The 25,397-nt window shown below is 71.1% G+C and carries 28 protein-coding genes; 8 read left to right on the plus strand and 20 right to left on the minus strand.

Annotation, left to right across the window (positions count from 1 at the left end):
• Window positions 1-4: 4 nt before the first annotated feature.
• Both ACFYPG_RS31715 and ACFYPG_RS31720 read left to right on the plus strand, forming a co-directional pair.
• The gene (locus ACFYPG_RS31715) at window positions 5-484 is read left to right on the plus strand and encodes a hypothetical protein (protein WP_387354890.1); all 480 of its coding nucleotides are present in this window, start codon (window positions 5-7) and stop codon (window positions 482-484) included.
• Entirely contained in the window at window positions 481-795 is a 315-nt protein-coding gene (locus ACFYPG_RS31720; protein ID WP_355009288.1) for a transcriptional regulator, read from the plus strand. Before ACFYPG_RS31715 ends, ACFYPG_RS31720 begins: the two co-directional genes overlap by 4 nt.
• 17 nt (window positions 796-812) lie before the next feature.
• Here ACFYPG_RS31720 and ACFYPG_RS31725 read toward each other — a convergent pair whose 3' ends face one another.
• The 7 genes from ACFYPG_RS31725 to ACFYPG_RS31755 all read right to left on the minus strand — a co-directional run bounded on the left by ACFYPG_RS31725 (window position 813) and on the right by ACFYPG_RS31755 (window position 8,221).
• Entirely contained in the window at window positions 813-1,643 is an 831-nt protein-coding gene (locus ACFYPG_RS31725) for a carbohydrate ABC transporter permease (protein WP_238678492.1), read from the minus strand.
• Entirely contained in the window at window positions 1,640-2,626 is a 987-nt protein-coding gene (locus ACFYPG_RS31730; protein ID WP_355009289.1) for a sugar ABC transporter permease, read from the minus strand. Before ACFYPG_RS31730 ends, ACFYPG_RS31725 begins: the two co-directional genes overlap by 4 nt.
• The gene (locus ACFYPG_RS31735) at window positions 2,623-3,909 is read right to left on the minus strand and encodes a sugar ABC transporter substrate-binding protein (RefSeq protein WP_387354893.1); all 1,287 of its coding nucleotides are present in this window, start codon (window positions 3,907-3,909) and stop codon (window positions 2,623-2,625) included. Before ACFYPG_RS31735 ends, ACFYPG_RS31730 begins: the two co-directional genes overlap by 4 nt.
• Before the next feature lie 251 nt (window positions 3,910-4,160).
• On the minus strand, window positions 4,161-4,445 hold the full coding sequence (locus ACFYPG_RS31740; protein ID WP_355009291.1) for a GlsB/YeaQ/YmgE family stress response membrane protein: 285 nt from the start codon (window positions 4,443-4,445) through the stop codon (window positions 4,161-4,163).
• Window positions 4,446-5,041: 596 nt separating this feature from the next.
• Window positions 5,042-5,326, minus strand: coding sequence for a GlsB/YeaQ/YmgE family stress response membrane protein (locus ACFYPG_RS31745; protein WP_355009292.1), 285 nt, complete (start codon window positions 5,324-5,326; stop codon window positions 5,042-5,044).
• 364 nt (window positions 5,327-5,690) lie between these two features.
• Window positions 5,691-7,568, minus strand: a complete 1,878-nt coding sequence (gene lepA / locus ACFYPG_RS31750) for a translation elongation factor 4 (RefSeq protein ID WP_238670910.1) — start codon at window positions 7,566-7,568, stop codon at window positions 5,691-5,693.
• A 116-nt stretch (window positions 7,569-7,684) separates the two neighbouring features.
• Window positions 7,685-8,221, minus strand: a complete 537-nt coding sequence (locus ACFYPG_RS31755; protein WP_355009293.1) for a DUF4240 domain-containing protein — start codon at window positions 8,219-8,221, stop codon at window positions 7,685-7,687.
• A 61-nt stretch (window positions 8,222-8,282) separates the two neighbouring features.
• Here ACFYPG_RS31755 and ACFYPG_RS31760 point away from each other — a divergent pair, with 61 nt between their 5' ends.
• Both ACFYPG_RS31760 and rpsT read left to right on the plus strand, forming a co-directional pair.
• Window positions 8,283-9,263, plus strand: a complete 981-nt coding sequence (locus tag ACFYPG_RS31760; protein WP_387354895.1) for a phosphotransferase family protein — start codon at window positions 8,283-8,285, stop codon at window positions 9,261-9,263.
• A 183-nt stretch (window positions 9,264-9,446) separates the two neighbouring features.
• Window positions 9,447-9,713, plus strand: coding sequence for a 30S ribosomal protein S20 (rpsT, locus tag ACFYPG_RS31765; RefSeq protein WP_030491765.1), 267 nt, complete (start codon window positions 9,447-9,449; stop codon window positions 9,711-9,713).
• 125 nt (window positions 9,714-9,838) lie between these two features.
• Here rpsT and ACFYPG_RS31770 read toward each other — a convergent pair whose 3' ends face one another.
• The 6 genes from ACFYPG_RS31770 to ACFYPG_RS31795 all read right to left on the minus strand — a co-directional run bounded on the left by ACFYPG_RS31770 (window position 9,839) and on the right by ACFYPG_RS31795 (window position 15,645).
• Window positions 9,839-10,261, minus strand: a complete 423-nt coding sequence (locus ACFYPG_RS31770; protein WP_238670907.1) for a hypothetical protein — start codon at window positions 10,259-10,261, stop codon at window positions 9,839-9,841.
• A complete protein-coding gene (gene holA / locus ACFYPG_RS31775) occupies window positions 10,258-11,238 on the minus strand; it encodes a DNA polymerase III subunit delta (RefSeq protein WP_355009295.1) in 981 nt (326 codons plus the stop codon). The genes ACFYPG_RS31770 and holA overlap by 4 nt, the downstream gene beginning before the upstream one ends.
• A gap of 147 nt (window positions 11,239-11,385) precedes the next feature.
• Window positions 11,386-13,845: a ComEC/Rec2 family competence protein gene (locus ACFYPG_RS31780; RefSeq protein WP_387354896.1), complete on the minus strand. Its 2,460-nt coding sequence runs from the start codon at window positions 13,843-13,845 to the stop codon at window positions 11,386-11,388.
• Window positions 13,842-14,678, minus strand: coding sequence for a helix-hairpin-helix domain-containing protein (locus ACFYPG_RS31785; RefSeq protein WP_387354897.1), 837 nt, complete (start codon window positions 14,676-14,678; stop codon window positions 13,842-13,844). The genes ACFYPG_RS31780 and ACFYPG_RS31785 overlap by 4 nt, the downstream gene beginning before the upstream one ends.
• Window positions 14,679-14,837: 159 nt before the next feature.
• Entirely contained in the window at window positions 14,838-15,212 is a 375-nt protein-coding gene (locus ACFYPG_RS31790) for a VOC family protein (RefSeq protein WP_112604312.1), read from the minus strand.
• Window positions 15,213-15,441: 229 nt separating this feature from the next.
• The gene (locus ACFYPG_RS31795; RefSeq protein ID WP_355009297.1) at window positions 15,442-15,645 is read right to left on the minus strand and encodes a hypothetical protein; all 204 of its coding nucleotides are present in this window, start codon (window positions 15,643-15,645) and stop codon (window positions 15,442-15,444) included.
• Window positions 15,646-15,927: 282 nt separating this feature from the next.
• Here ACFYPG_RS31795 and ACFYPG_RS31800 point away from each other — a divergent pair, with 282 nt between their 5' ends.
• Window positions 15,928-16,119, plus strand: coding sequence for a GntR family transcriptional regulator (locus ACFYPG_RS31800; RefSeq protein WP_244236754.1), 192 nt, complete (start codon window positions 15,928-15,930; stop codon window positions 16,117-16,119).
• A gap of 20 nt (window positions 16,120-16,139) precedes the next feature.
• Here the strand turns inward: ACFYPG_RS31800 and ACFYPG_RS31805 are convergent, their stop codons facing one another.
• The 5 genes from ACFYPG_RS31805 to nadD form a co-directional block, all read right to left on the minus strand.
• Window positions 16,140-16,913 (minus strand): SDR family oxidoreductase, encoded by a 774-nt coding sequence (locus tag ACFYPG_RS31805; protein WP_355009298.1) that lies wholly within the window; start codon window positions 16,911-16,913, stop codon window positions 16,140-16,142.
• A 3-nt stretch (window positions 16,914-16,916) separates the two neighbouring features.
• Window positions 16,917-17,771: a DegV family protein gene (locus ACFYPG_RS31810; protein ID WP_357204667.1), complete on the minus strand. Its 855-nt coding sequence runs from the start codon at window positions 17,769-17,771 to the stop codon at window positions 16,917-16,919.
• Between the two features lie 48 nt (window positions 17,772-17,819).
• Complete coding sequence (locus tag ACFYPG_RS31815) at window positions 17,820-18,479, minus strand: histidine phosphatase family protein (protein WP_355009300.1); 660 nt, start codon at window positions 18,477-18,479, stop codon at window positions 17,820-17,822.
• Complete coding sequence (rsfS, locus tag ACFYPG_RS31820; protein WP_238670899.1) at window positions 18,476-18,883, minus strand: ribosome silencing factor; 408 nt, start codon at window positions 18,881-18,883, stop codon at window positions 18,476-18,478. Before rsfS ends, ACFYPG_RS31815 begins: the two co-directional genes overlap by 4 nt.
• 110 nt (window positions 18,884-18,993) lie before the next feature.
• Window positions 18,994-19,590 (minus strand): nicotinate-nucleotide adenylyltransferase, encoded by a 597-nt coding sequence (gene nadD, locus ACFYPG_RS31825; RefSeq protein ID WP_355009302.1) that lies wholly within the window; start codon window positions 19,588-19,590, stop codon window positions 18,994-18,996.
• A 185-nt stretch (window positions 19,591-19,775) separates the two neighbouring features.
• Here nadD and ACFYPG_RS31830 point away from each other — a divergent pair, with 185 nt between their 5' ends.
• Together ACFYPG_RS31830 and ACFYPG_RS31835 are read left to right on the plus strand one after the other, a co-directional pair.
• Window positions 19,776-20,492 carry a PadR family transcriptional regulator gene (locus ACFYPG_RS31830; protein ID WP_387354900.1) on the plus strand — a complete coding sequence of 239 codons (717 nt, stop codon included), beginning with the start codon at window positions 19,776-19,778 and terminating at the stop codon, window positions 20,490-20,492.
• Between the two features lie 191 nt (window positions 20,493-20,683).
• Complete coding sequence (locus ACFYPG_RS31835) at window positions 20,684-21,889, plus strand: FAD-dependent monooxygenase (RefSeq protein ID WP_387354901.1); 1,206 nt, start codon at window positions 20,684-20,686, stop codon at window positions 21,887-21,889.
• A gap of 88 nt (window positions 21,890-21,977) precedes the next feature.
• Here ACFYPG_RS31835 and pepN read toward each other — a convergent pair whose 3' ends face one another.
• Entirely contained in the window at window positions 21,978-24,494 is a 2,517-nt protein-coding gene (pepN, locus tag ACFYPG_RS31840; protein WP_387354903.1) for an aminopeptidase N, read from the minus strand.
• A 69-nt stretch (window positions 24,495-24,563) separates the two neighbouring features.
• Between pepN and ACFYPG_RS31845 the strand changes: the two genes are divergently transcribed.
• The gene (locus tag ACFYPG_RS31845; protein WP_355009306.1) at window positions 24,564-24,782 is read left to right on the plus strand and encodes a DUF397 domain-containing protein; all 219 of its coding nucleotides are present in this window, start codon (window positions 24,564-24,566) and stop codon (window positions 24,780-24,782) included.
• A gap of 120 nt (window positions 24,783-24,902) precedes the next feature.
• On the opposite strand, the gene ACFYPG_RS31850 is transcribed toward ACFYPG_RS31845, so the two are convergent.
• Entirely contained in the window at window positions 24,903-25,304 is a 402-nt protein-coding gene (locus ACFYPG_RS31850; protein WP_355009307.1) for a hypothetical protein, read from the minus strand.
• Window positions 25,305-25,397: the final 93 nt, after the last annotated feature.

The raw sequence follows: 25,397 nt of genomic DNA on the forward strand, positions 1-25,397 counted from the left end.
AGCCATGACCGAGCCTGGCATCACACCCGCGGCGGCCGCCAACGCGCTCGCCGAGATCCACGCCCGCCGCGAGCAAGCGGTCACGGCCGCCCTCGTTCCGGCCTGGTTCTGGCCCGCCGTGGGCGGGCTCATGGTGGCCTTCACCGCCACCGTGGAGAGTCGCCGACCGTGGCTGGTCGCGGTCGGGTCGATGGCGTACGCGATCGGCCTGACCGCCGTCGTGGGCCTGCTCGTCTTGCGGCACCGCGCCCAGGTCCACGCCCACATCATCGGCGTACGGGGGGTTGCCGTCATCGCCGTCTACGCGCTCGCCCTGGTCGCGCTCGGCGTCGGCACCGGGTTCACCGCCGAGGCGGCCGGTCTGAGCTGGCCCGCGACGGTCGGTACGGCGACCGCCGGCGGCGCGATGACCGCCACCGGGGAGCCGCTGATGCGCTACCTTCGCCGGATGATGACCACCCGACCGCTGGGCGGCGGCCGGTGAGCACCGCCCGGTTCGACGAGCTGATCCACGCGCCGACCCGGCTGTCCCTGGTGAGCCTGCTTGCGGCCACCGAGTGGGCGGAGTTCCGCTACCTGCGCGAGCATCTCGGGCTCTCCGACTCGGCGCTGTCCAAGCAGCTCACCACGCTGGAGCAGGCCGGCTACGTGGAGATCCGCAAGAGTTTCGTGGGCAAGCGCCCGCGTACCTCGGTGACCCTGAGCGGGGCCGGCCGGGCGGCGTTCGACGGGCACGTGGCGGCATTACAGCAAATCGTCGCCCGGTCGGGGCTCACCGTCCTGCCCGGCGGCTGACCACCGCCCCCGGCGGTTCAGCCCTTGACGGCGCCGGCCACCAGGCCGGAGACCATCCGGCGCTGCACCAGCAGGAAGAAGATGATGACCGGCAGGGTGAACAGGGTGGACGCGGCCATCACCGGCCCCCAGTTGGTGTCGTCCCGACCGAAGAAGAAGGTCATCGCCACCGGCAGGGTGTAACTGCCCTGGTCGTTGATGAACGTCAACGCGAAGATCAGCTCGTTCCACGCGGTGATGAAGGAGAAGATGCTGGTCGCCACCAGGCCGGGCGCGACCAGCGGGAAGAGCACCCGGCGGAAGATCTGAGCCCGGCTGGCCCCGTCGATCGCCGCCGCCTCCTCCAGTTCCTTCGGCACCGCGGCGACGAAGCCGCGCAGCATCCAGACCGCGAACGGCAGCGAGAAACCGAGGTACGTGAGGATCAGGCTGGGCAGGGTGTTGTAGAGCCCGAGCCGCTGGATCATCAGGAACAGCGGGATGACCAACGCCTCCAGCGGGATCATCTGCACCACCAGCAGCATGATCAGGAAGCTGGTCCGCAGCTTGAAGCGGAACCGGGCCACAGCGGTCGCGGCGAGCAACGCCACCAGGCCGCTGAGCACCACAGTGGAGACCGCGACCAGCGCGCTGTTGAGGAAGAAGTCCAGAAAGCTGACGCCGGGGATCAGGTTGCCGGTCAGGATCTCCCGGTAGTGCGCCAACGTCGGATGGGTCGGCACCGGTTGCGGGGTGGCCGAGAAGATCTCGTTGCTCGGCTTCAGCGAGGTGGAGATCATCCAGTAGACCGGGAACGCCGCGAAGAGCGCGACCAGCAGCCCGGCGCCGTTGAGGGCGATTTTCTTCACGACTCGTCCTCCTGCCTGAGCACCATCCGTACGTAGAAGCCGGTGACCGCCAGCAGGATCAGCGTGAGGATCACCGCGATGGCAGCGCCGAGCCCGTACTTGGGCGGCGGGGAGAAGGCTTCGGCGTACGAGTAGATGGCGAGCATGAACGTCGGCCGGTCCTGGGTGCCGCCGGCCAGCACGAACTGCTGGGTGAAGACCTTGAAGTCCCAGATGGTGGAGAGCACGATCAGGATCCCGAAGACCGGACGCAGCAGCGGGAACGTGATCTTCCAGAAGACCCGCCACGGGCTGGCACCGTCCACCCGGGCCGCCTCGTGCAACTCGCTCGGCACGCTCTTGAGACCGGCCAGCACACTCACCGCGATGAACGGGAACGAGTGCCAGACCACCACCAGGGTGAGGATGGCGAAGAAGAGCAGCGGCGAGTTGAACCAGCCGTAACCGGTCCAGTCGCTGCGCCCGAACAGGCTGGTCGAGAGCCCGTCCGGCAACGCGTTGAACAGCCACGTGACCAGGCCGCTCGTGTCGTCGAAGATCCATTTCCAGACGATGGTGCCGGTCAGCGCCGGGGTGGCCCAGGCGAGCATCACGCAGCTGGCCACGAACGTCGCCATCTTTCGACCGAGCCGGTTGAGCAGCAGCCCCACCAGGGTGCCGAGCACCATGGTGAGCAGCACGTTCGCCGCGGCGAAGAGGACCGTGTTGCGCAGCACGGTCAGGAAGAACGGGTCGGAGAGGATGTCGGCGTAGTTGCCGAAACCCACCCACGGCCACTCCCGATCGCCGCGCAGTTGCCGGACGCTGTTCAACCGGTAGAAGGACATCCCCACCACCTGGCCGAGCGGCCAGAGCAGCAGCACTCCGATGATCAGCAGGGCGGGCAGGAGCAGCAGGTAGGGCAGGCGGTCCACCCGGCGACGCCGCCGCGCAGGGGTCTCCCGCGCGGCGGACGTCTCCGGGTTTTTGGTCTGTAGGCTCACTTGCTGTTCAAGATGCCTTCCATCTCGGCGGCCGCGTCGGCGGTAGCCTTCTCGACCGTCTTCTGACCCTTCATGACCGAGCTGTTCATCGCCTGGGTCACCGTCTTCGTCCGGCTGACCTCCACCCACTTCGGGGTGAGCGGCGTGAGCTTGGTGTTCTGCATGGTGGCGGCGAACGACGCCATCACCTTGTCGTTCGCGTACGCGTCACCGGAGACCAGGTCCTGGTAGACGGGGAAGAAGCCGAGGCTGCTCGCGAAGCTCTGCGCGTTCTTCTTGTTCAGCAGCACGGTCAGGTAGTCCCAGGCCAGGTCCTGCCGCTCGCTGTCCTTCCAGATCGCCACGTCCGAGCCGCCCGCGAAACCGGGCGCCGCCTTGCCGTCCGGGCCGGGGATCGGGAACGTACCCCAGACCTTCTCGATCTCGGGATTGTCCTTCTTGATGGCGCCCTGCTGCCAGCTACCGGCGAATGCCATCGCGGCCTTGCCGGTGGCGAACTGGGTACGCGCGTCGATCTCGTTCCAACCCGCCGCCGCCGGCGGGGCGACCTTGTGCACAGTCACCAGATCGGTCCAGAACTTGACGGCCCGCTGCGCCTCGGGCGTGGTGTAACCGGACTTCCAGGTGCCGCCCTGGTTGCTGGCGATCTCGCCGCCGGCACCCCAGAGGAAGGAGTAGAAGGGCAGCTCGGAGTTGCCGGGCAGGGCGATGCCGTAGGTGCCCTTCTTCTTCGCCTGCACAGCCTTGGCAACGGTGACCAGGTCGTCCCAGGTCTTCGGGGGCTGCACGCCGGCCTCGGCGAACCAGTCGGTGCGGTAGTAGATCGCGCGCACACCCGCGTACCAGGGCACGCCGTACTGCTTGCCGTCGAGCTGAGCGTTGCGCACCAGGTCGGGCAGCAGATCCTTGCCGTCGGCCCAGCCGCCCATCCGACCACTAACGTCGGCGAGCGCCTCCTGGGCGGCCCAACCCTGAGTCTCGGTGTTGCCAAGCTCGGTGATGTCCGGCCCCTCACCGCCGGCGAGCGCCGCCTGGAACTTCTTGGGCGCCTCCAGCCAGGGGATGTACTGCACGACCACATCGGTGTCGGGGTGCTTCTGGCGGAACTCGGCCTCGACCCCGTCGAGGAAGGAGTTCTGCGCGTCCCCGCCCTCACCCATCATCCAGACCGTGAGCTTGCTGTCGCCGGCCGCGTCGTCGCCGGACCCTCCACAGCCGGTCAGCACCATCGCGGCCGAGGCCACCATGGCGGTGACCGGGGCCAGCCGCTTCCACCTGTTCACGCCACTTCTCCCCTCGCGCCGCCTGGAACTAACCTTCTCCGCCGCACCCTAGTACGGAGAATTCCTTTACGACAGTGGGCGGGACTGGCCGAAGCGTGGCGACCGTACCGCAGCGGCCCGACGACCGGCACTCCAACATCCGTCCAAAGTTGGGCCTATCAGCACGAAAGAGCGCCCGGCTCTCGGCCGGGCGCTCTTTGCAGTCGTACTGTCCTACCGGTGGTGCTGTGTCGCCAGATGATGCCAGGTCGTTACCGGGTCACGCGGCGGCGGCCACCCACACCGGCCACCAGCGCGACGGCGATCGCGGCAACCACGACCTGCACCAGCAGCTCGCCCCAGTCGACACCGTTCGTCTCGGTCGCGATGCCGATGGCCCGGGCCAGGACGGTGCCCAGCAGCGCGGCGCCGATGCCGATCAGCAGGTGCAGCCAGATCGGCATGTTCTGCTTACCCGGGACGACCAGGCGGCCGAGCGCGCCGACGATGAGACCAACAACGATCGCAGTGATGATGCCCCACACGGTGAGCTCCACGGCCACCCTCCTTCAAAGAATGTCTGACACACGGTTCGTGTGCTTCCTGTCGTGACCGTTAATTGCCCTACCCACCGAAAATCCAAACCGACTACACGGCCCAGACGATCACGAATTGATGAACACAGGCACGGACCACAAACCGCAGCGCCCGCGCCCCGCGCCCGCCGATCTTGCACTTTCGGTGGTCGATAGGAGTGAGATGCCCGGAATGTCGCAGCAGAAAATGCAAGATCGGCGCGGTGGGAGTGACTCCGTGACTCCGCGGTACTGCTCGAACCGCGTCTCGCGCTCACGCTCCAACGCGCCCGTCCCGTATCGCACCCAAGATCGTGCTCCATCCTGGTTGTAGTGGTATCGCGGCCAGGTGGAGGCCACTACAACCAGGGTGGAGCACGATCTTGGCGCTGGACGGGGTGCCCGGACGCAGGACGCAGGACGCGGCGCGCGGAGGGCTGGACGACACTGCGGCCGAGTCGGACACAGAGATCGCCGGATCAGACGCCCGTCGATCAAATTCGATCAAGCACCGAGGGGCGCCCGGCCTGATGGCCGAGCGCCCCTCGAAGGTGTTGCGGTAATACGCGTTGCTGGTGTTACCGGGTCACGCGGCGGCGGCCACCCACACCGGCCACCAGCGCGACGGCGATCGCGGCCAGCACGACCTGCACCAGCAGCTCGGCCCAGTCGATGCCGCTCGTCTCGGTCGCGATGCCGATGGCCCGAGCCAGGACGGTGCCCAGCAGGGCTGCGCCGATACCGATCAGCATGTGCAGCCAGATCGGCATGTTCTGCTTACCCGGGACGACCAGGCGGCCGAGCGCGCCGACGATGAGACCAACAACGATCGCAGTGATGATGCCCCACACGGTGAACTCCACGGTCGCCCTCCTTCGAAAGAATGTCTGACACACGAGGTGTGTGCTTCCTGTCGTGACGGTTAAGTGCCCGACCCACCGAAAGCCCAAACCGACTCACTTCGAAAGACAACGCCAGTTGTCAATGCTTCGGAGGTGCGTCGGTTGACCCGGGACTACGTCCACACAGGTAGGAGCCCATCTCCTCGGCCCACCGGCCCCGCGGCAGCGACCGAAAAAAATCTCCGCACGGGTGGTCGCACGCACCGCACCACAGCGTTGGGCGGCCGGCAGACACGCGGTCCACCCGGGACAGAGTGGACGAGCACACCCCGAAACGCGACGCGCCCGGGTGCGGATGGCACCCGGGCGCGTACGGCGACGCGAACTACTTCTTGCCGGCGGCCTTGCCGTCGCCGGAGTCGGAGGAGAGGGCGGCGATGAAGGCCTCCTGCGGCACCTCGACCCGGCCGACCATCTTCATCCGCTTCTTGCCTTCCTTCTGCTTCTCCAGCAGCTTGCGCTTACGGCTGATGTCGCCGCCGTAGCACTTGGCGAGCACGTCCTTACGGATCGCCCGGATGGTCTCCCGGGCGATGACCCGGCTGCCGATGGCCGCCTGGATCGGCACCTCGAACTGCTGGCGCGGGATCAGGGTGCGCAGCTTGGCGGCGATGGTGACGCCGTAGTTGTACGCCTTGTCCTTGTGCACGATGGCGCTGAACGCGTCCACCGGCTCGCCGTGCAGCAGGATGTCCACCTTCACCAGGTCGGACGCCTGCTCGGTGGTGGGCTCGTAGTCGAGCGAGGCGTAGCCCTTGGTACGGCTCTTCAACTGGTCGAAGAAGTCGTAGATGATCTCCGCGAGCGGCAGCGTGTAGCGCAGCTCCACCCGGTCGGCGGAGAGGTAGTCCATGCCGAGCAGGTTGCCCCGCCGGCCCTGGCAGAGCTCCATGACCGCGCCCACGTAGTCGTTGGGCGTCAACACGGTGGCCCGGACCACCGGCTCGTACACCTCGGCGATCTTGCCGGTGGGGTACTCGCTCGGGTTGGTGACGACGATCTCCTCGCCGTCGTCCGTGATCGCCCGGTAGACGACGTTGGGCGCGGTGGAGATCAGGTCGAGGTTGTACTCGCGCTCCAGCCGCTCCCGGATGATCTCCAGGTGGAGCAGGCCGAGGAAGCCGCAGCGGAAGCCGAAGCCGAGCGCGCCGGAGGTCTCCGGCTCGTAGTCGAGGGCGGCGTCGTTGAGCTTGAGCTTGTCCAACGCCTCGCGCAGGTTGGGGTAGTCGGACCCGTCGATCGGGTAGAGGCCGGAGTAGACCATCGGCTTCGGGTCCTTGTAGCCACCCAACGCCTCGGCCGCCGGCCGGCTGTTGATGGTGACGGTGTCACCGACCCGGGACTGCCGGACGTCCTTCACACCGGTGATCAGATAGCCGACCTCGCCGACGCCGAGCGCCTCGGCCTTGACCATCTCGGGTGAGATGACACCGATCTCCAGCAGCTCGTGCACAGCGCCGGTGGACATCATCTTGATCCGGTCGCGGGCGCTGATCCGGCCGTCGATGACCCGGACGTACGTGACGACGCCGCGGTAGACGTCGTACACCGAATCGAAGATCATCGCCCGGGCGGGCGCCACCGCGTCACCGACCGGTGGGATGAACTGCCGGACGATCTCGTCGAGCAGGTACGGAACTCCCTCGCCGGTCTTGCCGGAGACCCGGATGCAGTCGGCCGGGTCGCCGCCGATCAGGTGGGCCAACTCCTCGGCGTACTTCTCCGGCTGTGCGGCCGGCAGGTCGATCTTGTTGAGCACCGGGATGATGCGCAGGTCGTTCTCGAGAGCCAGGTAGAGGTTGGCCAGGGTCTGCGCCTCGATGCCCTGCGCGGCGTCGACCAGCAGCACGGCACCCTCACAGGCGGCCAACGACCGGGACACCTCGTACGTGAAGTCCACGTGCCCCGGGGTGTCGATCATGTTGAGCACCGCTTGCTCACCGGCCCGCTCACCCTCGCGGATGGTCCACGGCATGCGGACGGCCTGACTCTTGATGGTGATGCCGCGCTCGCGCTCGATGTCCATCCGGTCCAGGTACTGCGCGCGCATCTGCCGCGGGTCGACCACACCGGTGAGCTGCAACATCCGGTCGGCCAGGGTCGACTTCCCGTGGTCGATGTGGGCGATGATGCCGAAGTTCCGGATGCGACCGGGGTCGGTGGCACCAGGGGCGTTCGCGCCGGGATCGAGCTTCGGTGGCACAGCGGTCCGTTCTGGTCGGCTGACGTGAACAGGCCGGCGCGCCGCCGACCCCCTCTATGTTCCCACGCCGCCGGGGTGCGCCCACTGCGCGGGCGATGGAACGGCCCGAGGACCCCTCACTCCATCGGCGGCTCGACGAAGAGCGCGGCCAGCCGGGGCAGCCGGCGACGCGCCTCGTCCTCGTCGTCGAAGTCCCAGAAGTCGTTGAGATCCGGCGTCCGCACCGGCTCGCGGTCCGCCGGCAACTCGGTAGCGGTGGCCTTGCGGTACGCGTCCCACGGCACCGAGAGCATCTGCTCGGCGGAGAACTCCTCGCCGCTGAGCGAGGCCGCCCGCACCTGGGGCAGTTCGGCCAGCGAGTCCGGTTCGGTGACCGCGCCGGCGAAGACGGCCCGACCCTGGGTCATCAGCCAGCCCCGGAAGTGTTCGAAGCCCTCAGCCGAGGCGCCACCGTTGATCAGGTACGCCGCACCCCACAGATCCGCCTTGTGCGAGGCGGCCAGCACCCGCGTCTGGTGCCGCGCGTACCCGATGATGTCCTCCGGGTCGCGCTCGGCGAGCAACGCCACGGCTCGCGCGGCGACCGGGCCAGGCTCACCCCCGCCGCCGGCCCGCGCCTGGTCGATCAGCTGCCAGAAGTCCTCGGTCCTCATGGCTTGGCAGTCTGGCAGTGTCGCCGTGCGTCGCGCACGTACCCCGGTGCAGCATGGTGTGATGTCCTCTCCCCCGCTGCCGCCGTACCACGCGAGTGCCCTGCGCCCGTCGTGGCCGGCGTTACCGGCGGCGCTGCGGGCCGCGGTCGCCGAACGGCTCGGCGCGCCGGTGGTCACCGCCCGGGTCGCGGGCGCGGGCTTCACCCGCGGGTTCGCCGCCGTGCTCGACACCGCCGACGGTGGTCGGGCCTTCGTGAAGGCCGCGCCCGCCGCCGAGCAACCGCACCTTGTCGACTGGTACGCCCGAGAGGCCGCGATCCTCGACCGGCTGCCGGCGGACCTGCCGGCGCCCCGCCCCCGGTGGACCCTCTCCGCGGCTGGTTGGTTCGTGCTCTGCACCGACGCCGTCGACGGGCACACCCCGCAGCTGCCCTGGGTGCCCGTCGAGTTGGACGCCACCCTCGCCGGGTACGCGCGTATCGCCGCCGCCCTGGCCGACCCGCCGGCCGAGCTGACCGCGCTCGGCCTGCCGCACCTGGCCGACCTGGCCCGGTCGGACATCCTGTGGTGGGAGGAGGTCGCCGCCGGTCGGGAGCCGACCCCACCACTGCCCGCGCCGCTCGTGGGCCGGCTGCCCGAGCTGGTGGAGTTGGAGTCCCTCCTCCCCCGGTACGCCGCCGGGGCGACCGGCCTGATCCACGGTGACCTGCGGGTCGACAACGTGCTGATCGACTCGGAGGGCCTGGCCTGGTTCTGCGACTGGACCTGGGTCTGCTCCGGGCCGGCCTGGTTCGACCTGGCCGGCCTGCTGCTCACCGCGTACGCCAGCGGGCTGGACGCGGACCGGCTCTTCGTCGCGCACCCGGCCACCGCCGACGCGCCGCCGGACGCGTTGGACGCGACCCTGGCCGCGTTGGCCGGCTACTACCTCACCGGCGCCGCGGCGGCACCGCCGACGGCCTCGCCGCACCTGCCCGCCCACCAGCGGTGGAGCGGCGAGCAGTCGCTCGACTGGCTGGCCCACCGCCAGGGCTGGCGGTAAACCGCCGCGACGTGCGAGGGCGTAACCTGGTCCCCGACGGGCCGGGTCCGTCGCGCGAAAGGCCGAGCCGTTTTGGCTCGTCCCGGGCGACCTGGTAACCTGGCTCTTCGCGCAGCGATGACGCACGTTCGTCATCACGCGCAATAAGCTGACCAACCCGAGCTATCAAGACGAGGCTGTCGCGTGGCGAACATCAAGTCCCAGATCAAGCGCAACCGGCAGAACGAGAAGGCCCGGCTGCGCAACAAGTCGGTCAAGTCGTCGCTGAAGACCGCCGTCCGGAAGTTCCACGAGGCTGCCGAGGCCGGTGACGTCGAGAAGGCGACCGCGCTCATGCTGGACGCCTCGCGCAAGCTGGACAAGGCCGTCAGCAAGGGCGTGATCCACTCCAACCAGGCCGCGAACCGCAAGTCCGCGATCGCAAAGCGCGTGGTGTCGCTCTCCGCCTGACGATTTCACAGTCAGACTGATTCGGAAAACCCCGGGCCCGAGGCCCGGGGTTTCCGTGTGTCCAGAGGCCGGCCGTGTTCAACCGAGCCGGCCGTTGCGGGCGAGGGCCCGACGGGCGGCGGCGCTCAGTCTGACGGGTTGGCCCGACGGGGCGGTGGCACCGGATCGGCGGTGATCACCACGCCGGGAACGCTGTGCGAGACCCACTCCACCCGGGCTCGGCCGACCACCGGTTCCATCTGCCGGCGAAAGCGATCCCGTTCCTGCTCGGGCACGAGCGCGGCGGAGCGGACCACGATCGCGGCCACCATGTCGTTGAGCTTCACCATGGCGGCCACCACGACCGGCAGCACCAGAACCGCCCACCAGCTGACCAACTCGGCGAGGGCGAGCAGCACCGCCAGGGCGATGGCACCCTCGAAGAAGAGGAAGCACAGCACGCCGCCGGGGTTGACGAACCGCAGGCCGAGGAGTCGGGCGTAGAGCGGCCGGTAACGCGCCTCGTCCACGGGAATGGTGGCCCAGGCTGGGCGGTTCGCCCCCGTCACCTGGCGCTGCCCTGCCGGGCCGCCGCGACCGAGAAGACCGCACGCTCCAGGGCGTACGCCCGGTCGTCGGAGCCGCCCTTGACGGCCGCGTTGCACTCGGCGGCGACCTGCATGGCCCGGACCAGGCCCTCCGGTGTCCAGCCCCGCCCCTGCCGCTGCGCCCGCTCGATCTTCCACGAGGGCATTCCGAGGCTGCTGGCGAGCTGGTACGGGCTACCCCGGCCGGCCGAAGCCACCCGGGCCACAGTGCGCACCCCGTCCGCCAGGGCATCCGCGATGGGCACCGGGTCGACCCCGACGTGCAGGGCCCAGCGCAGTGCTTCGAGCGCCGCCGGCACGTCGCCGACCATTGTGGCGTCCGCCACCGTGAAGCCGGTCACCTCGACCCGGCCCCGGTAGTAACGGGAGACCGTCTCGGCGCTGATCCGCCCATCGGTGTCGGCGACAAGCTGGGAGCAGGCGGCGGCCAGCTCACGCAGGTCGTTGCCGACCGCGGCGATGAGCGCCTCGGCGGCGTCGTCGGTGCACTTTCCGCCGGCCCGGCGGATCTCGTCGCGGACGAAGGCCAACCGGTCACGGTGCCCCTTGAGCTTGGCGGCCGGGACCACCGTCGCGCCAGCCGCCCGCAGACCGTCTGCGAACGCCTTGCCCTTGGCGCCGCCCAGGTGCAGCACCAGCAGCTGGACCTCCGGGTCGGGATTCTTCGCGTACGCCAACAGCGCGGCGACCAGGTCCTTGCGGGCGTCCTGGCCCGAGCGCAGGATCAGCAGCCGCCGCCCGCCGAACAGCGAAGGGCTGAGCATCTCGGCGATCTCGCCGACGGTGAGCGCGCTGGCCTGGTACTCGCGGACGTCCACCTCGGGGTCGACACTGCGAACCTTCGCGACAGCTTCGGTGACCGCGCGCGTGGCGAGGAGCTCCTCGTCACCGAGGACGAGCAGAATGGGGGCGAGGCTGGCGGGGGTCACGCCGCCCATATTCGCACGGCCTGCGGCGGGATCGTGCCTGCTCATTCGCTGCTTGATCGGCGCAGCCCGCACACAGCGCAAATCCAGACATCCAACTCAATTCCCTTTTAATTCGCAAGTCGCCCGATTGATCAGCGGCCCGTCGTCCCACCGGGGTCAGGGCTGCCGGCCGGCGGGTACACCTCGCCGGGCTACCGCCAGACCGCCGTCCGTCCGGACCGCCGCCACGTCGCCGTCCGTGTCGGTACGCAGCACCCGCACGCCGCCCCTGCCCAGTTGGGCGAGCAGCTGCGGACTCGGGTGCCCGTAGGTGTTGCCCGTGCCCACCGGCACGAGTGCCACCGCCGGCCGCACCGCATCGAGGAAACCCTGGTCCTGGTACGCCGAACCGTGGTGCGCGACCTTCAACACGTCCGCGCGTAACTGGCCGGGGGCTGCCCGCGCCACCATCGCGTGCTGCTCCTCGGTCTCCGCGTCGCCGGCCAACAGGATCCGCACCCCGGCCACTGTGGCGCGCAGCACCAGCGAGTTGTTGTTCGGGTCGGACCTGGTCCCGGCCAGCGGGTACGGCGGGCCGAGCACCAGCAGGTCGACCCCGCCCACCGGGTGACGAGCGCCGGCCACGGTGGTCAGCAGCGCGGCCCGCCCGCCGGCGGCCGCCGCCCGAACCAGGTCCCGACCGCTCTCCGGGTCGGTGGACGACGGCGTCAGCACGGCGCCCACCCGCCGTCCCCGGAACACCCCGGCCACCCCGCCCACGTGGTCCGCGTGGAAGTGACTGATCACCAGCAGGGGCACCTCCCGTACGCCGAGCCGACGTAGGCAACCGTCCACCGGACCCGGTTCCGGCCCGGCGTCCACCACCACGGCCCGACCGGGGCCGACCGGGAGCACCAGGGCGTCGCCCTGCCCCACTGCGCAGGCCACCACCACCCAACCGGCGGGCGGCCAGCCGGCGGCTACCAGTCGAACCGGCAGGGCACCCAGCACGGCGGCGACCCCGACCACGGCCACCAGCCGGCGTACGAGTGGCCGGCGCACCGCGATCAGCAGCGCGACGGTCAGCCCGGTCAGCAGCAGGGCACCGGGCACCCCGCCCGGCCACGGCAGGGTGCCGCCTGGCAGTCGGGCTCCATGCCGGGCGATGACCACCAGCCACCAGGCCGGCCAACTCGCCAGCCACGCGACGAACTCGGCGCCGGCCGGCCAGATCGACGACACCATGGCCGCCAGCACGCCCAGCACTGTCGCTGGCGCGATGGCCGGCACCGCCAGCAGGTTCGCCGGCACCGCCACCAGGCTCACGGTGCCGGAGATCCCGGCGACGACCGGGCCGCAGGCAAGTTGGGCAGCCGCCGGGACGGCCAACGCCTCGGCCAGCCCAGGCGGAACGCCTCGCCGACGCAGTCCGTCCCGCCAACGCGGCGCGAGCAACAGCAGGCCACCGGTGGCCAGCACGGAGAGGGCGAACCCGGGATCCCCGGCCAACTCGGGGTCGACGAGCACCAGCACGGTCACGGCGGCGGCCAGCGCGGGCAGCGCCGCCCGAGGTCGACCGGCGGCGAGCGCGGCGAGCCCGATCGCTCCCATCGTGGCGGCCCGTACGACGCTCGGCGATGGACGGACCAGAATGACGAACCCCACCAGCGCCACCCCGCACAGCGCTACGGCGAGCCACGGGCCGGCGCGCGACCACCGGGCCAGCAACAACACCGCACCCACCACGATCGCGACGTTGGAGCCGGAAACCGCATTGAGGTGGGTCATCCCGGTGGCCTGGAAGTCCGCCTCGACGGCGGGTGGGAGTCGGCTGGTGTCGCCCACCACCAGACCCGGCAGCAGCCCACCGGGGTCGTCGGGCAGCGGCGCGCAGGCCCGTTGCAGGCCGGTACGCAGCGTCCCGGCGGCGCGCTGCGCCCAGGACGACTTGCCGTGCCGTTCCGGTGGGCCATTGGTGCTGAGCACCGCTGCGGTGAGATCGCCGCCGCGCGGAACGCCGAGCCGACCGTCGACGGTGAGGCGCTGCCCGGGCAGCAGGCCCCGCCACGCCGGGTCGGTCGCCAGGACGAGTAGCCGCACCGACGCGTGGAACCGTCGACCATCCGGGCCGGTGAGCCGGACCAGCTCGGTCGACACCAGCAGCATCCCCGGCCGCCCGGCGCTCCGGATCGGGCGCGGGTCGTCCCGGACCACCAGGTCGGCGGTGACCGGCGCGCGTTGCTCGGCGAGGGCACGGATCGCCGGCGCGTCGCGCGCGGCGAGCTGGGCGGCGGTGGCCGCACCCCCGCAGACCACACCGAGGCCGACCGCCACGGCCACCCACCCGTAGCGCAGCGCCATGGCTCGGGGACGGCCGAGACGGCCGAGGAGGTGCACAGCACCGATCGCCGTCAGACCGACCGCCGCGCCGGCCACCAGCAGAACCGCCCGGCTGCCGAGGTGCAGACCGGCGAGCGCGGTGAGCCAGGCCGCCACGGCGAGCCCCGCCAGTCGCAGATCCGGCGGCTCCGACCGGGTCCCGCCGGCCGACGGCGCGGCCTGAGCCGGCCCAGCCGGCGGCGGGGGCTGGGGTCCGCCGACCTGCGGTGGGTCAGCGGCGACGGCGGACTCGCTCACACCGTCACCAGGTCCTTGAGCTGCTCGTAACGGGCATCGCCGATCCCGTCGACCTGGCGTAGGTCGCCAACGGACTTGAACCCGCCGTGCTGATCCCGGTGGGTGAGGATCCGTTGGGCGAGCACCGGCCCCACCCCGGGCAGCGCGTCGAGCTGCGCCAGTGTCGCGGTGTTGAGGTTCACCGGCCCGGCGGCGGGAGCCCCTCCACCCGCCGCAGGCCCGGCCGCACCGCCCGGCACCGGCGGTGGCGTCACCCCGACCACGATCAGCTCACCGTCGGTGACCTTGCGGGCGGGGTTGAGCAGCGCCACGTCGACCCCCGGGAGCGCGCCGCCGGCCGCCTGCACCGCGTCGGCGAGCCGGGACCCGGCCGGCAGGCGTACCAGACCGGGTTTTCGGACCTTGCCCGCGACCGCCACCACCAGTTCGCCGGAGCTGGACACGCTCGGGTCACCCGAGGGTGCGGCCGGCGCGGCCTCGGCGACCAGCGGGGCGACCGGTTCCGACTGCGGCCGCGAGCGCCAGGCCCAACCGGCCGCGCCCAACACCACCACCACGGCGACGACCGCCAACGCCCGCACACCCCGCCGCCCGGGGTCGAACGCGCCCGGGCCGGGTAGCCGCGACTCCGGCCGGACCGCCGGGCCGTCCGCAGCCGGCGCCACAACCGGCAGGGAAGGCGGGAAGGACAACACGTCCGCCGGCAGCGCACCGATCAGGGACGACGGGGGTACGCCCGCGTGCGGCATCTCCGGCCGGGGCGGCGGTGCGACGGCCGGCTCCGTCAGCCGGCGCAGGCGCTGGCGTACCTCTGTCTCCTCGTCGTGCGACACAGCGCGACGCTATGGCGGCGGCCGGGACGGTGGAGGGTGACCGGCTCGTCCTGTGGACAACCACCGCCACTGTGGACAACGCCCTGATCATGCATCGGTCTGTTATGCGTAAGGCTGACGGCCGGTGGGGCGACAGCGCCCGACCGGCCGACGGGCCTGCTACAGGTACGGGCGGGTGATGATCTCGATGGCGTGGCCCGCCGGGTCGAAGAAGTAGAAGCCCCGGCCACCGTGCTCGGTGTTGGTCTCCCCCTCCCGCTTCAGCTGCGGGTCGGCCCAGTACGTGATGCCACGCCCCTCGACGAACGCCAGGCACCGCACGAACAACTCGTCGTCGACGAGGAACGCGTAGTGCTGCATCTGGATGTCCACCGGCGGCTCGGCGAACTGGAGCAGCACACCCTCGTCCAGCTGGACGTTGGCGAACGGCCCCCACGACGGTGCCTCCGGCAGCTCGAACAGCTCCCGGTAGAACGCCGCCGAGGCGCTCTTGTCCTTGCTGGCGATGATGGTGTGGTTGAACGTGACTGTCATCCGTACCGTCTTCTTCCCGGTCGATCCGAAGACCCGACCGGAGGCCCAACAGCGTTCACCCAACCACGCAGATGACGAAGCCCCGAGGGCACCGACGCCCCGGATCCCGCACGAGAGACGCGTACGTCGCGTCGATCTCGGCGTGGTGGCTGAAGTAGCCAGAACCTCCGGGGGGTAGGCCCATCTGGGGCGCGTACGGAGGCTAACACAGCGGCGCGGGCAGGTTCATTCACCGTTTTTGGAGCATGACCGAGGCGACTTCCGCCATGAGCGCCAACGCCCAGTCGAGTTGTCGGCAGTCGCTGTGTCCTCGGCACTCCAGGCACCCGCCCGCCCGCCACGGCCGGTCGAGCGCCCGGGTCCAGTGAGCATCCAGCACCCGCTTGGCCACGAACAGTTCGGTCGCCGTAGACACCGGTTCATCGATTGGCATGTTCGGCGCCTCCGCCCGGTCCGAAGTAGCCCGCCCTGAGGGCCGAGGCGTTGCGCGATGCTCTCCCTCAGGGCGGGCAGACCGGATACCTCAGGAGTGCTGAAGTCCAGGAGCACCCGGCCACTGTCTCACTGTATCTACTGTCTCACTGTAGTCAAGTTCTCACTATCTCCACTTTGCCGCGTTGCCGCCTTGTCCCGATCACGCCCGGGCTGGAAACATGATCTCCGCTGAAGTCCGGGAGAGCCGCTCATGCCGACGAGACCACCGCACTACCGCCGCGTGGCGGATGACATCGAGCAGAAGATCCGCTCGGGCGAATACTCGCCTGGCCAACAACTGCCATCGGTGTCCGAGATCGGCGAGCTGTACAACGTGGCACGCTCAACGGCCTATCGAGCCGTCAAAGAGCTGCACGAGCGGAACCTGATCTACGGCCAGCAAGGCCAGGGCGTCTTCGTCGCCGACAGCTAGAGGCTGAGCGATCCAGACGGTCAGCGGGCCTCTGGGTCGAGGCCGAGCACGGCCCGTCCGCCGTCCACCGGCAACGTCACTCCGTTGATGAAGCTCGCCGCGGGTGACAGCAGGTACGCGACCGCCTCGGCCACCTCGTCGGCCCGCCCGATGCGGCCCACCGGGTGCAGTCGGGTCAGCTCGGCGTCGATCCACTGGGCCTGGGTGGGCTCCTGGGTGGCGAGGAATGCGGCGTGCCGCTCGGTGGCGATCGAGCCGAGCGCTACCGCGTTGGCCCGGATGCCGTGCCGCCCGTACTCGACTGCCAGCGCCCGGGTCAGCCCTTCCACCGCGGCCTTCGCCGTCGCGTACGGCAGGGCACCGGACACCGGTCGACGGGCCTGGTGCGACGAGACGTTGACGATCGCGCCGCCGGTCTCGCGGGCCAGGAAGCGGCGGACGGCGACCGCGGCGCCCACCACGGCTGGCCGCAGGTTCAACCCGATCAGGTCCAGTACCGTGTCGGCCGACGCGGAGTGCAGCGTGGCGTCGCGGAACACCGCTGCGTTGTTCACCCAGCCGGTCAGCGGCGCGGCGCCGTCCGCCAGTTCGGCGGCGTGCTCGGCCACCTGCTCGTCGGCGGCGTCGCCGACCACCGCGACGAGCCGATCGGCGGCCGGATGGTCGGCCAACCAGTCGACCGCGTCGGCGTCGCGTTCCAGTACGACGATGGTGGCGCCCGTCGCCAGCAGCCGTTCCACCACGGCCCGGCCGACTCCGCGACCGCCTCCGGTCACCACCTGTGAGGTGGACACCGCTCAGCCCTCCGGCCGGCGGTGGACGACCACACAGGCCAGGCCCGGTCCGGCGTGCGCGGCGACGACGGCACCGGCCTCGGAGACGTACGTGTCGTGCAGCCGGTCGCCGAACCGCTCGGTCAGTGCGGCGCGCAACGCCTCGGCCCGTTGCGGCGCGGCCAGGTGGTGGACCCCGAGATCCACGTCGTCGCCGTCGGCCGCCTCGACGGCCAGGTCGACGAGACGGGCCACTCCCCGGCTGGCGGTGCGAACCTTCTCGCGCAGCACGATCGCCCCGTCCGGCATGTGCATGATCGGCTTGACGGACAGCGCGGTGCCGACCAACGCCTCGGCGGCGTTGATCCGACCGCCCCGACGGAGGAACTCCAGCGTGTCGACGTAGAACCAGACCGTGGTGCGGGCGATGGCGGCGAGCGCCGCGTCGCGTACGGCGGCAAGGTCGTGGCCGGCCTCGGCGGCGGTGGCGGCAGCGATGGCCGGAAAGCCCAGCCCCATGCCCGCCGAGCGGCTGTCCACCACCTCGACCCGGCCGTCCAGGTCGGCGGCGGCGAGCCGGGCGGCCTCCACCGTGCCGGACAGCGCGGCGGAGATGTGCACGGAGACGATCCCGTCGGCGCCGGCGTCGAGCAGTCGGCGGTACGTGCGGGCGAACTGCTCGGGTGCCGGGCGGGAGGTGGTCGCGGTGACCCGGCGGGCGCTCAACGCCCGTGTGGCGTCGGCCGGCTGGGTCTCCACCCCCTCCAGCCCCTCCGCGCCGTTGAGCACGACGGTCAACGGCACGACGGTCAGCCGGTGCGCCTGCACCAGCTCGGACGGAAGGTAGGCGGTGGAGTCGATGACAACCGCGACGGGCATGCCCGGCACGCTAGCCGATCGAGGCCGCGAACGCCGAGGCGCGAGTGCTCAGACCGCGTCGACGGCGACCGGGGCAGTGATCAGGCCGACGTTGTGCGCCCGCAACTGCCAGCCACTGACGTCCTGCGGACGCCCGATGGCCGGCGCACGGTCGTCGTGCCGTAGCTCACTCCAGTGGCAGTTGGCCAACGAGCCGACGGAGCGCAGCACACCGGTGTCCCAGCCGAGCAGATGGCCCATGCCCTGTCGGGAGCCGCCACCGTGGGTGGCGATCACCACCGTGCCGCCGGCCGCGGCCTCGGCCGCCTCCCGCAGCGCGGCACCGACCCGCTCGCCGAGGTCGTGCAGGGGCTCCAGATCCGCGCCCGGGTCCGGGTCGCCGGCCCGCCAGCGCGCGTACTCGTCGGGAAATCGCTCGGCGACCTCGGTGAGGTGCAGACCCTGCCACTGGCCGAAGTGCCGCTCGCGCAGCCGGGCGTCGGTGCGGACCGGCAGGCCCGTCAGCGCGGCGAGCGCGGCGGCGGTCTCCGCGGCGCGGCTCAGGTCGCTGGCCACGATGGCGTCGGGCCGCAGCGCCGCGAGCAGCGGCGCGGCGGCGCGAGCCTGGTCGCGACCACGCTCGTTGAGGGGTACGTCGAGCTGCCCCTGGACGCGGTTGGCGGCGTTCCAGTCGGTGTTGCCGTGCCGCCAGACGATCAGTCGGGTCATTCGGCGGCGGCGGACCCGCTGGCGTCGGCCTCGACCAGGTCGCGATCGACGAACGGGATGGTGGGGCAGTCCTTCCAGAGGCGGTCGAGCCCGTAGAACTCGCGCTCCTCGGTGTGCTGGACGTGCACCACGACGTCGACGTAGTCGAGCAGCACCCAGCGGCCACCACGCTCGCCCTCGCGCCGCACCGGCTTCGCCTTCTCCGGAAGCTCCAGCAGGCTCTCCTCGATGGCGTCGACGATGGCCAGCACCTGACGCTCGTTGGGGGCAGCAGCGAGCACGAACGCGTCGGTGATGGCGAGCTGGTCGCCGACGTCGATGATCGTGATGTCCTGCGCCTTCTTGTCGGCGGCGGCCTGGGCGGCAGCGATAGCCAGCTCGTGAGCGCGTTCGGAAACTGTCACCGTTCTCCTTCGATCAAGCGTGCGATGCTCCAAGCGTCTCATACCCGGCGGCACCCCGATCGTCCAGTTCTGGTCGGTTAGCGCCATGAACCTGGTCATAACGGGCGCGCTCAGCGCTGATAGAGGCTCCGCTTGGCGATGTACTGCACCACACCGTCCGGCACCAGGTACCAGACCGGCTCACCTCGGGCGACCCGGGCGCGGCAGTCGGTCGACGAGATGGACATCGCGGGCACCTGGATCAGGCTGACGGTGTCCGCCGGTAGGTGCTTGTCGCTCAGCGGGAACCCGGGCCGGGTCACGCCGACGAAGTGGGCCAACTCGAAGATCTCATCCAGGTCCTTCCAGGACAGGATGCGTTGCAGGGCATCCGCGCCGGTGATGAAGAACAACTGCACCTTCGGGCCGTACTCGGCCTGAAGATCACGCAGCGTGTCGACCGTGTAGGTCGGCCCACTACGGTCGATGTCGACCCGGCTGACCTGGAAGCGGGGGTTGGAGGCGGTGGCGATCACCGTCATCAGGTAGCGGTCCTCGGCCGGGCTGACCGGCTCGTCGGCCTTCTGCCACGGCTGCCCGGTGGGCACGAAGACCACCTCGTCCAGGCCGAACCGGTCCGCCACCTCGCTGGCTGCGACGAGGTGCCCGTGGTGGATCGGGTCGAAGGTGCCGCCCATGATCCCGATCCGCCGGATATCTTCCTCCACCCGATGATCGTAGGCCGAGCGTCGTGGCCGACCGTCCCGGCCCGTCCCCGCCGTACGTCACCTCACCCCGGCCCACGGTCCAGCGCGCCGGGACCACCCCGACGCCACACGGTGATCGACTCGGCTCAGCTTGCAAAAACTCGCAGCTTTTCGCCCGTCAGCGTATATTCGTCGACGAGTAACCGTTGACGAGCGAGGGGGTCACAGTGCCGAAGCGGCGCAAGGTCGGCAACCTGCTGGCGCTGGCCGTGCTGTCCGCCCTGGTCCAGCGGCCGATGCACCCGTACGAGATCGCCACCGCACTGCGGGCCTGGGGCAAGGACCAGGACATGGACTTCAAGTGGGGGTCCTTCTACACGGTGATCGGCAACCTGGACAAACACCACCTCATCGAGGCGGTGGAGAACGTGCGCGAGGGCCGACGCCCGGAACGAACCGTCTACCGGATCACCGACGCCGGTCGGACGGAGCTTGTCGACTGGGCCCGCGAGCTGGTCTCCACCCCGATGGCGGAGCATCCCCGTTTCCGGGCCGGGTTGTCAGTGCTCGCCGCGCTGCACCCGGACGAGGCCACCGGCCTGCTGCGGCAACGACTCGACCTGCTGGAGGCCGCGCTTCGCCAGGACCGCGAGACGCTCGACACGCACCTGCGGGAGATCCCTCGGCTGTTCCTGGTGGAGTCGGAGTACGACCTCGCCATCCGGAACGCGGAGGCCGACTGGCTGCGGGCACTGCTCGTGGAGCTGACCTCGGGGACCTACCCCGGGTTGGACACCTGGCGGGCCTTCCATGAGACGGGCGAGATGCCGGCCGAACTGACCGAGTTGGCCGAGAGAACGGCCGCCCCGAAATCCAACCCCGACACCCTCACCCCGGAGGCAGGCACCGACACCACCGGCTGAAGAGCGGCCCCGGCGAGGTGCGCCAACACCTCACCGGGGCCCTGACCCCGAACCGACGCCTGGGAAGGCACCCGGCCCGAAGCGGCAACCACGAGGATAACCGGGCTCCCTCCCAGGTCCGCGCGCCCGCGCACCGACGACCACACCAGGTCCGCGCGCCCGCGCACCCACGACCACACCAGGGAGAGAGCATGACCACTGTACGAACCGCGATCGTCATCGGCGGTGGCATCGCCGGGCCGGTGACAGCGCTCGCGCTGCGCCGCGCCGGCATCACCGCAACCGTCTACGAGGCGTACCCGACCACGGCCAGCGGCATCGGCGGAACCCTCGCCCTCGCGCCCAACGGCGTGGCGGCTCTGCGTACGGTCGGCGCGCACGAGGCGGTGACGGCGATCGCCACACCGATCGAACGCAGCGCTCTGGCCGTCGGTCGGCGTCGCATCGCCATGCCCACGCTGACCGGGGTGCCGCCGCTGCGCGTGGTGCACCGGGCCGAGCTGTACCAGGTGCTGCACGACCAGGCGTTCGCCGAGGGCGTGCCGTTCGCGTACGGCAAGCGGCTGGTCGACGCCGAGCAGACCGGCGACGGCGTGATCGCACGTTTCGAGGACGGCAGCACCGCTACCGCGGACATCCTCGTCGGCGCGGACGGGATCCGCTCCACGGTCCGGGGTCTCATCGACCCCGCCGCGCCCGGCCCCCGGTTCACCGGGCTGCTCGGCTTCGAGGCGGTAGCCCGGCACGACGTGGACGCCGAGCCGGGCACGATGACGTTCGCGTTCGGCCGGCGCGGCTACTACCTGTACTGGCCGGAGCCGGGCGGCGGCACCCGGTGGGGGGCCAACCTGCCGCAGCAGCGGCCGATGAGCCTCGTCGAGGCCCGGGCGCTGCCGGCGGAGCAGTGGCTGGACACGCTGCGCGCCGCCTACGGCGACGACGACCCGGGCCGGGAGTTGATGGCGACCAGCAACGCGGACGATCTCCAGGCGGTCGGGTCGTTGCAGATCATGCCGCCCGTGCCGCACTGGTACCGGGGCCGGATGGTGCTGGTCGGCGACGCCGCGCACGCACCGTCGAACAGTTCGGGGCAGGGCGCGTCGCTGGCCATCGAGAGCGCCGTGCAACTCGCCCGCTGCCTGCGGGACCTGCCGGACGTCCAGGCGGCGTTCGCCGCGTACGTGCGGCTTCGTCGTGCCCGGGTGGAGAAGGTCGCGGCCCGCGCGGCCCGGATCAACCACGCGAAGGCCCCCGGCGCGGTAGCGCGGACGCTGATGCCGTTGCTGATGCCGCTGATGGTGCGCACGGTGCTGGACCCGGAGAAGACCGTCGCCGACGAGCAGCGTTACGTCATCGACTGGGACGCGCCGGTCACGGCGGAGCCCGCCCTGCGCTGAGCGGCGGTGACTGCGGGGTGGCCGGCCGGCCACCCCGCAGCGGCCATCGCGGGCCGGCACCCACGGCGTCAGGAGGCACGGGCAGCGGTCAGGCCGAGGCGGCTGCCACCGCCGTCCGGGCGACCAGCGCGCGACGCAGGTCGTCGTCGGCGTCGGTCACCACCCGGCGCAGACCGGGGGTCAGGTCGTCGCGGGCCAGCAGCGCCGCGGCCGCCTCCCGGGTGGGCTGCGCCACGGCGTAGCGGGGGAACGCCAAGGCTGCCACCCGGTCGGCCGTCCAGGGGGTACGCAGATGCGCGGCGGCCGGCATCTCCGCGAAGTACCGATCGACGTACGCGGCGGTCAGGTCGGCCTGCTCGGGCTGCCAGAACCCCTCGGCGATCGCCTCCAGCAGCCGACCGGACAGCGCGGTGTCCCGCACGATGATCTCCCAGGTCGCCTGCTTCACCACCGGGTCGGGCAGTGCCGCCCGGCAGTGGGCGGCCCGTTCCGCGCCCGTGGAGCTGTTGTCGGCGGCGGCCTCGATGGCGATCTCCGCCTCGCCGGCGGCGCCCAGCACCACCAGGCGACGCAGCACCGCCCAGCGCAGCTCCGCGTCGACCTTCAGACCGGCTGGCACGTCCCGGCCGGCGAGCCAACCGACGAGCAGATCCGCGTCGGTGGTCGCGGCGATCCAACCCCGTGCGGCGGCGAGCTGCAACGACTGCCCGGCCGGTGCGCCGTCGAGCAGCCGCTGGCACGTCCCCGCGACCCTGGCCAGCGCCGCGGAGCGGGTCAGCGGGTCGAGGTAGCGGTCGACCAGGGACCGGCTCAACGTCAGGACGTCCTCCGCGATGATCACCTCGGTCTCGGCGGGCAGCGCGGCGGCCATCAGGTCGACCAGGCCGGTGACCGGCCGCTCGCCGTCGGTCGTCGCGTCCAGTGCCTCGCGCCAGAGCACCGCCCGGGCCAGCGGATCGGTCAGAGCGGGCAGCACCTGCGGGACGGCATCCGCCGACGCCGGGTCGAGGCGAACTTTCGCGAAGGTGAGGTCACCGTCGTTGAGCAGCAACAACCGGGCCGCCGGCTCGCCGGTCAACGCACCGAGAACGGTACGGCCCCCGTCGGCGTTCGAGTCGAGGTCCACCTCGTCGCGCCGCGCGCTGCCGTCCATCGAGTAGCGGCCCACGCCGATCCGGTGTGGGCGCAGCACCGGGTACGACTCGGGCGCGGTCTGCACCACCGCCACCTCGCTGTAGCGACCGTCCGCGTCCACGGCGACCTCGGCACGCAGCGTGTTGACCTGCGGGCGGCGCAACCACAGCTCGGCCCAGTCGGAAAGGTCCCTGCCGCTGCTGGCGGAGAGGCTGGCCAGCAGGTCGGCGAGGGTGGCGTTGCCGAAGCGGTGTGCGGCGAAGTGCGCGTTCAGGCCGGCGAGGAAAGCCTCGTCGCCGAGCCACGCGACCAGCTGCCGCAGCACGCTGGCGCCCTTGGCGTACGAGATGCCGTCGAAGTTGAGCAGGCCCGCCTCGGCATCGACGACCTCCGGCGGAGCGATCGGGTGGGTGGAGGGCCGCTGGTCGGCGGCGTAGCCCCAGGCCTTGCGCCGCATCGCGAAGGTCGTCCAGGCCTGGTCGAAGCGGGTCGCCTCGGCCGTGACCCGGGTGCCGAGGTATTCGGCGAAGGACTCGTTCAACCACAGGTCGTCCCACCAGCGCATGGTGACCAGGTCACCGAACCACATGTGCGCCATCTCGTGGGCGATGGTGGTGGCCCGCTGCTCGCGCTCGGTGTCGGTGACCGCCGAACGGAACACATAGTCGTCGCGGAAGGTGACGATGCCGGGATTCTCCATCGCCCCGGCGTTGAACTCGGGCACGAACGCCTGGTCGTACTTGCCGAACGGGTAGCGCTCGGTGAAGAGCTGGTGGAACCGGTCCAGGCACTGCCGGGTGACGTCGAAGATCTCGTCGGCGTCGGCGTCCAGGTGCTCGGCGAGCGACCGGCGGCAGTAGATGCCCAGCGGCACGCCGTGGTGCTCGGCCCGCCGGACGTGGTACGGCCCGGCGATCAGCGAGAAGAAGTACGTGGCCAGGGGCTCGCTCGGGGCGAACTCCCAACGCCCGGGGGCCGGCTTGGCGGCCAGCTCGGCGTTGCCCGCGACGATCCACTGCGACGGCGCGGTGACCGAGAGGGTCATCGGGGCCTTGAGGTCGGGCTGGTCGAAGGCGGCGAAGATGCGCTGCGCGTTGTCGAGAAACGACATGGCGTAGAGGTACGTCTCGCCGTCGGCCGGGTCGACGAAGCGGTGCATCCCCTCCCCCGTCTTCGAGTACGCCATGTCGGCCTCGACGACGAGCGTGTTCTCCTCGGCCAGCCCGTCGAGCGGCAACCGGTTGTCGGTGTGCAGGCCGGGGTCCAGGTCACGGTCGTTGAGGCGTACACCGTGCAGTTTGACGGGCCTGACCTCGACGAAGGTCGCGGCGCCGGCGGTGGCCCGGAACCGGATCTCGACGCGGGAGCGGAACAGGTCCCCGCCAGCGGTCAGGTCGAGGTCCACCTGATAGGACTCGACAGTAATCGCCGCGCCACGCGCGGTCGCCTCTACACGGGTCAGGCTCGGCATCCGCTTATCCTGCCCGATGGGGATCGGCACCCGGTCACCACACGACCCTCGGCACTGGAGGAAAGAACCATGGCGCAGCACCCCAAGGGCGACTTCGACCTCTCTCGAGCGGTCTGGCAGCGGGCCGAGGGGGACACCTCCGACAGCGCCGTCGAGGTCGCCTTCGTCGACGACCTGATCGGGATGCGCAACTCGGCCGAGCCGAGCGGGCCGGTGCTGGTCTTCACCCAGGCCGAGTGGGACGCCTTCGTGGCCGGCGCGCAGGACGGCGAGTTCGACCTGGACTGACCGCGCCCGCCGAACAGTCGGTGGTGGATCGCCGTGCCGGTGCCCGTGGTCGGGACACCGGCACGGCCACGCTGGCGGGTTGGCCGGCGCACTCCCGGATCGGCCACCCAGGGCTGGTGGTCAACCATCGCCGGGGCCGTCGCCGTCGCCCCAACCGAGGCCCCCCGGGCCCGGGGCGTGGTGGAAACCGGGATGGTCGGCGACGTCGACGCAGCGCTCCCCGTCCGGGCCGACCGCCCCGCAGAACAGCCGCTCGGCCCGCTGCCAGGCGTCCGCCGGCGACAGGGCCGCCGCACCGAGTGCCACCTCCGAGCGCAGCAGGCTCAGCGCCTCCGCGTACGCCACCGCCAGCTCGCGGGCCTCGGCCAGGCCGGGCGCGGTGAAGCCCAGGTGCACCGTGAAGAACCGATGCGGACGGGTGGGCCGCCGAGGCGGCCCGATCAGGGACCGCCCGTCGCGGCCTCCGCCCAGTGCCCCGGCCACTCGCCGCTGCCGCCAGTGCGGCGCTCTGTTGTCGCGCATCCGCCCTCCCCGTGCTCGTTTCACCAGCAAACCAGGTTCCGCCGTCCCTGGGAGGGGCCAGCCGAGCGGGGTTCAGCGGCGACGGCCGGGGTA

Origin of the sequence: Micromonospora sp. NPDC005553, from assembly GCF_042871765.1 — a bacterium.
Lineage (GTDB): Bacteria > Actinomycetota > Actinomycetes > Mycobacteriales > Micromonosporaceae > Micromonospora.

Coding starts and splice junctions, on each gene's coding strand:
- ACFYPG_RS31790 (WP_112604312.1), bottom strand. CDS start 15,212: ATGACAGTCACGTTCAACCACACCATCATCGCCAGCAAGGACAAGAGC.
- ACFYPG_RS31760 (WP_387354895.1), top strand. CDS start 8,283: ATGTCCTCTCCCCCGCTGCCGCCGTACCACGCGAGTGCCCTGCGCCCG.
- ACFYPG_RS31850 (WP_355009307.1), bottom strand. CDS start 25,304: ATGCGCGACAACAGAGCGCCGCACTGGCGGCAGCGGCGAGTGGCCGGG.
- holA (WP_355009295.1), bottom strand. CDS start 11,238: ATGGGCGGCGTGACCCCCGCCAGCCTCGCCCCCATTCTGCTCGTCCTC.
- ACFYPG_RS31835 (WP_387354901.1), top strand. CDS start 20,684: ATGACCACTGTACGAACCGCGATCGTCATCGGCGGTGGCATCGCCGGG.
- ACFYPG_RS31815 (WP_355009300.1), bottom strand. CDS start 18,479: ATGACCCGACTGATCGTCTGGCGGCACGGCAACACCGACTGGAACGCC.
- ACFYPG_RS31715 (WP_387354890.1), top strand. CDS start 5: ATGACCGAGCCTGGCATCACACCCGCGGCGGCCGCCAACGCGCTCGCC.
- ACFYPG_RS31845 (WP_355009306.1), top strand. CDS start 24,564: ATGGCGCAGCACCCCAAGGGCGACTTCGACCTCTCTCGAGCGGTCTGG.
- ACFYPG_RS31795 (WP_355009297.1), bottom strand. CDS start 15,645: ATGCCAATCGATGAACCGGTGTCTACGGCGACCGAACTGTTCGTGGCC.
- ACFYPG_RS31810 (WP_357204667.1), bottom strand. CDS start 17,771: ATGCCCGTCGCGGTTGTCATCGACTCCACCGCCTACCTTCCGTCCGAG.
- pepN (WP_387354903.1), bottom strand. CDS start 24,494: ATGCCGAGCCTGACCCGTGTAGAGGCGACCGCGCGTGGCGCGGCGATT.
- ACFYPG_RS31755 (WP_355009293.1), bottom strand. CDS start 8,221: ATGAGGACCGAGGACTTCTGGCAGCTGATCGACCAGGCGCGGGCCGGC.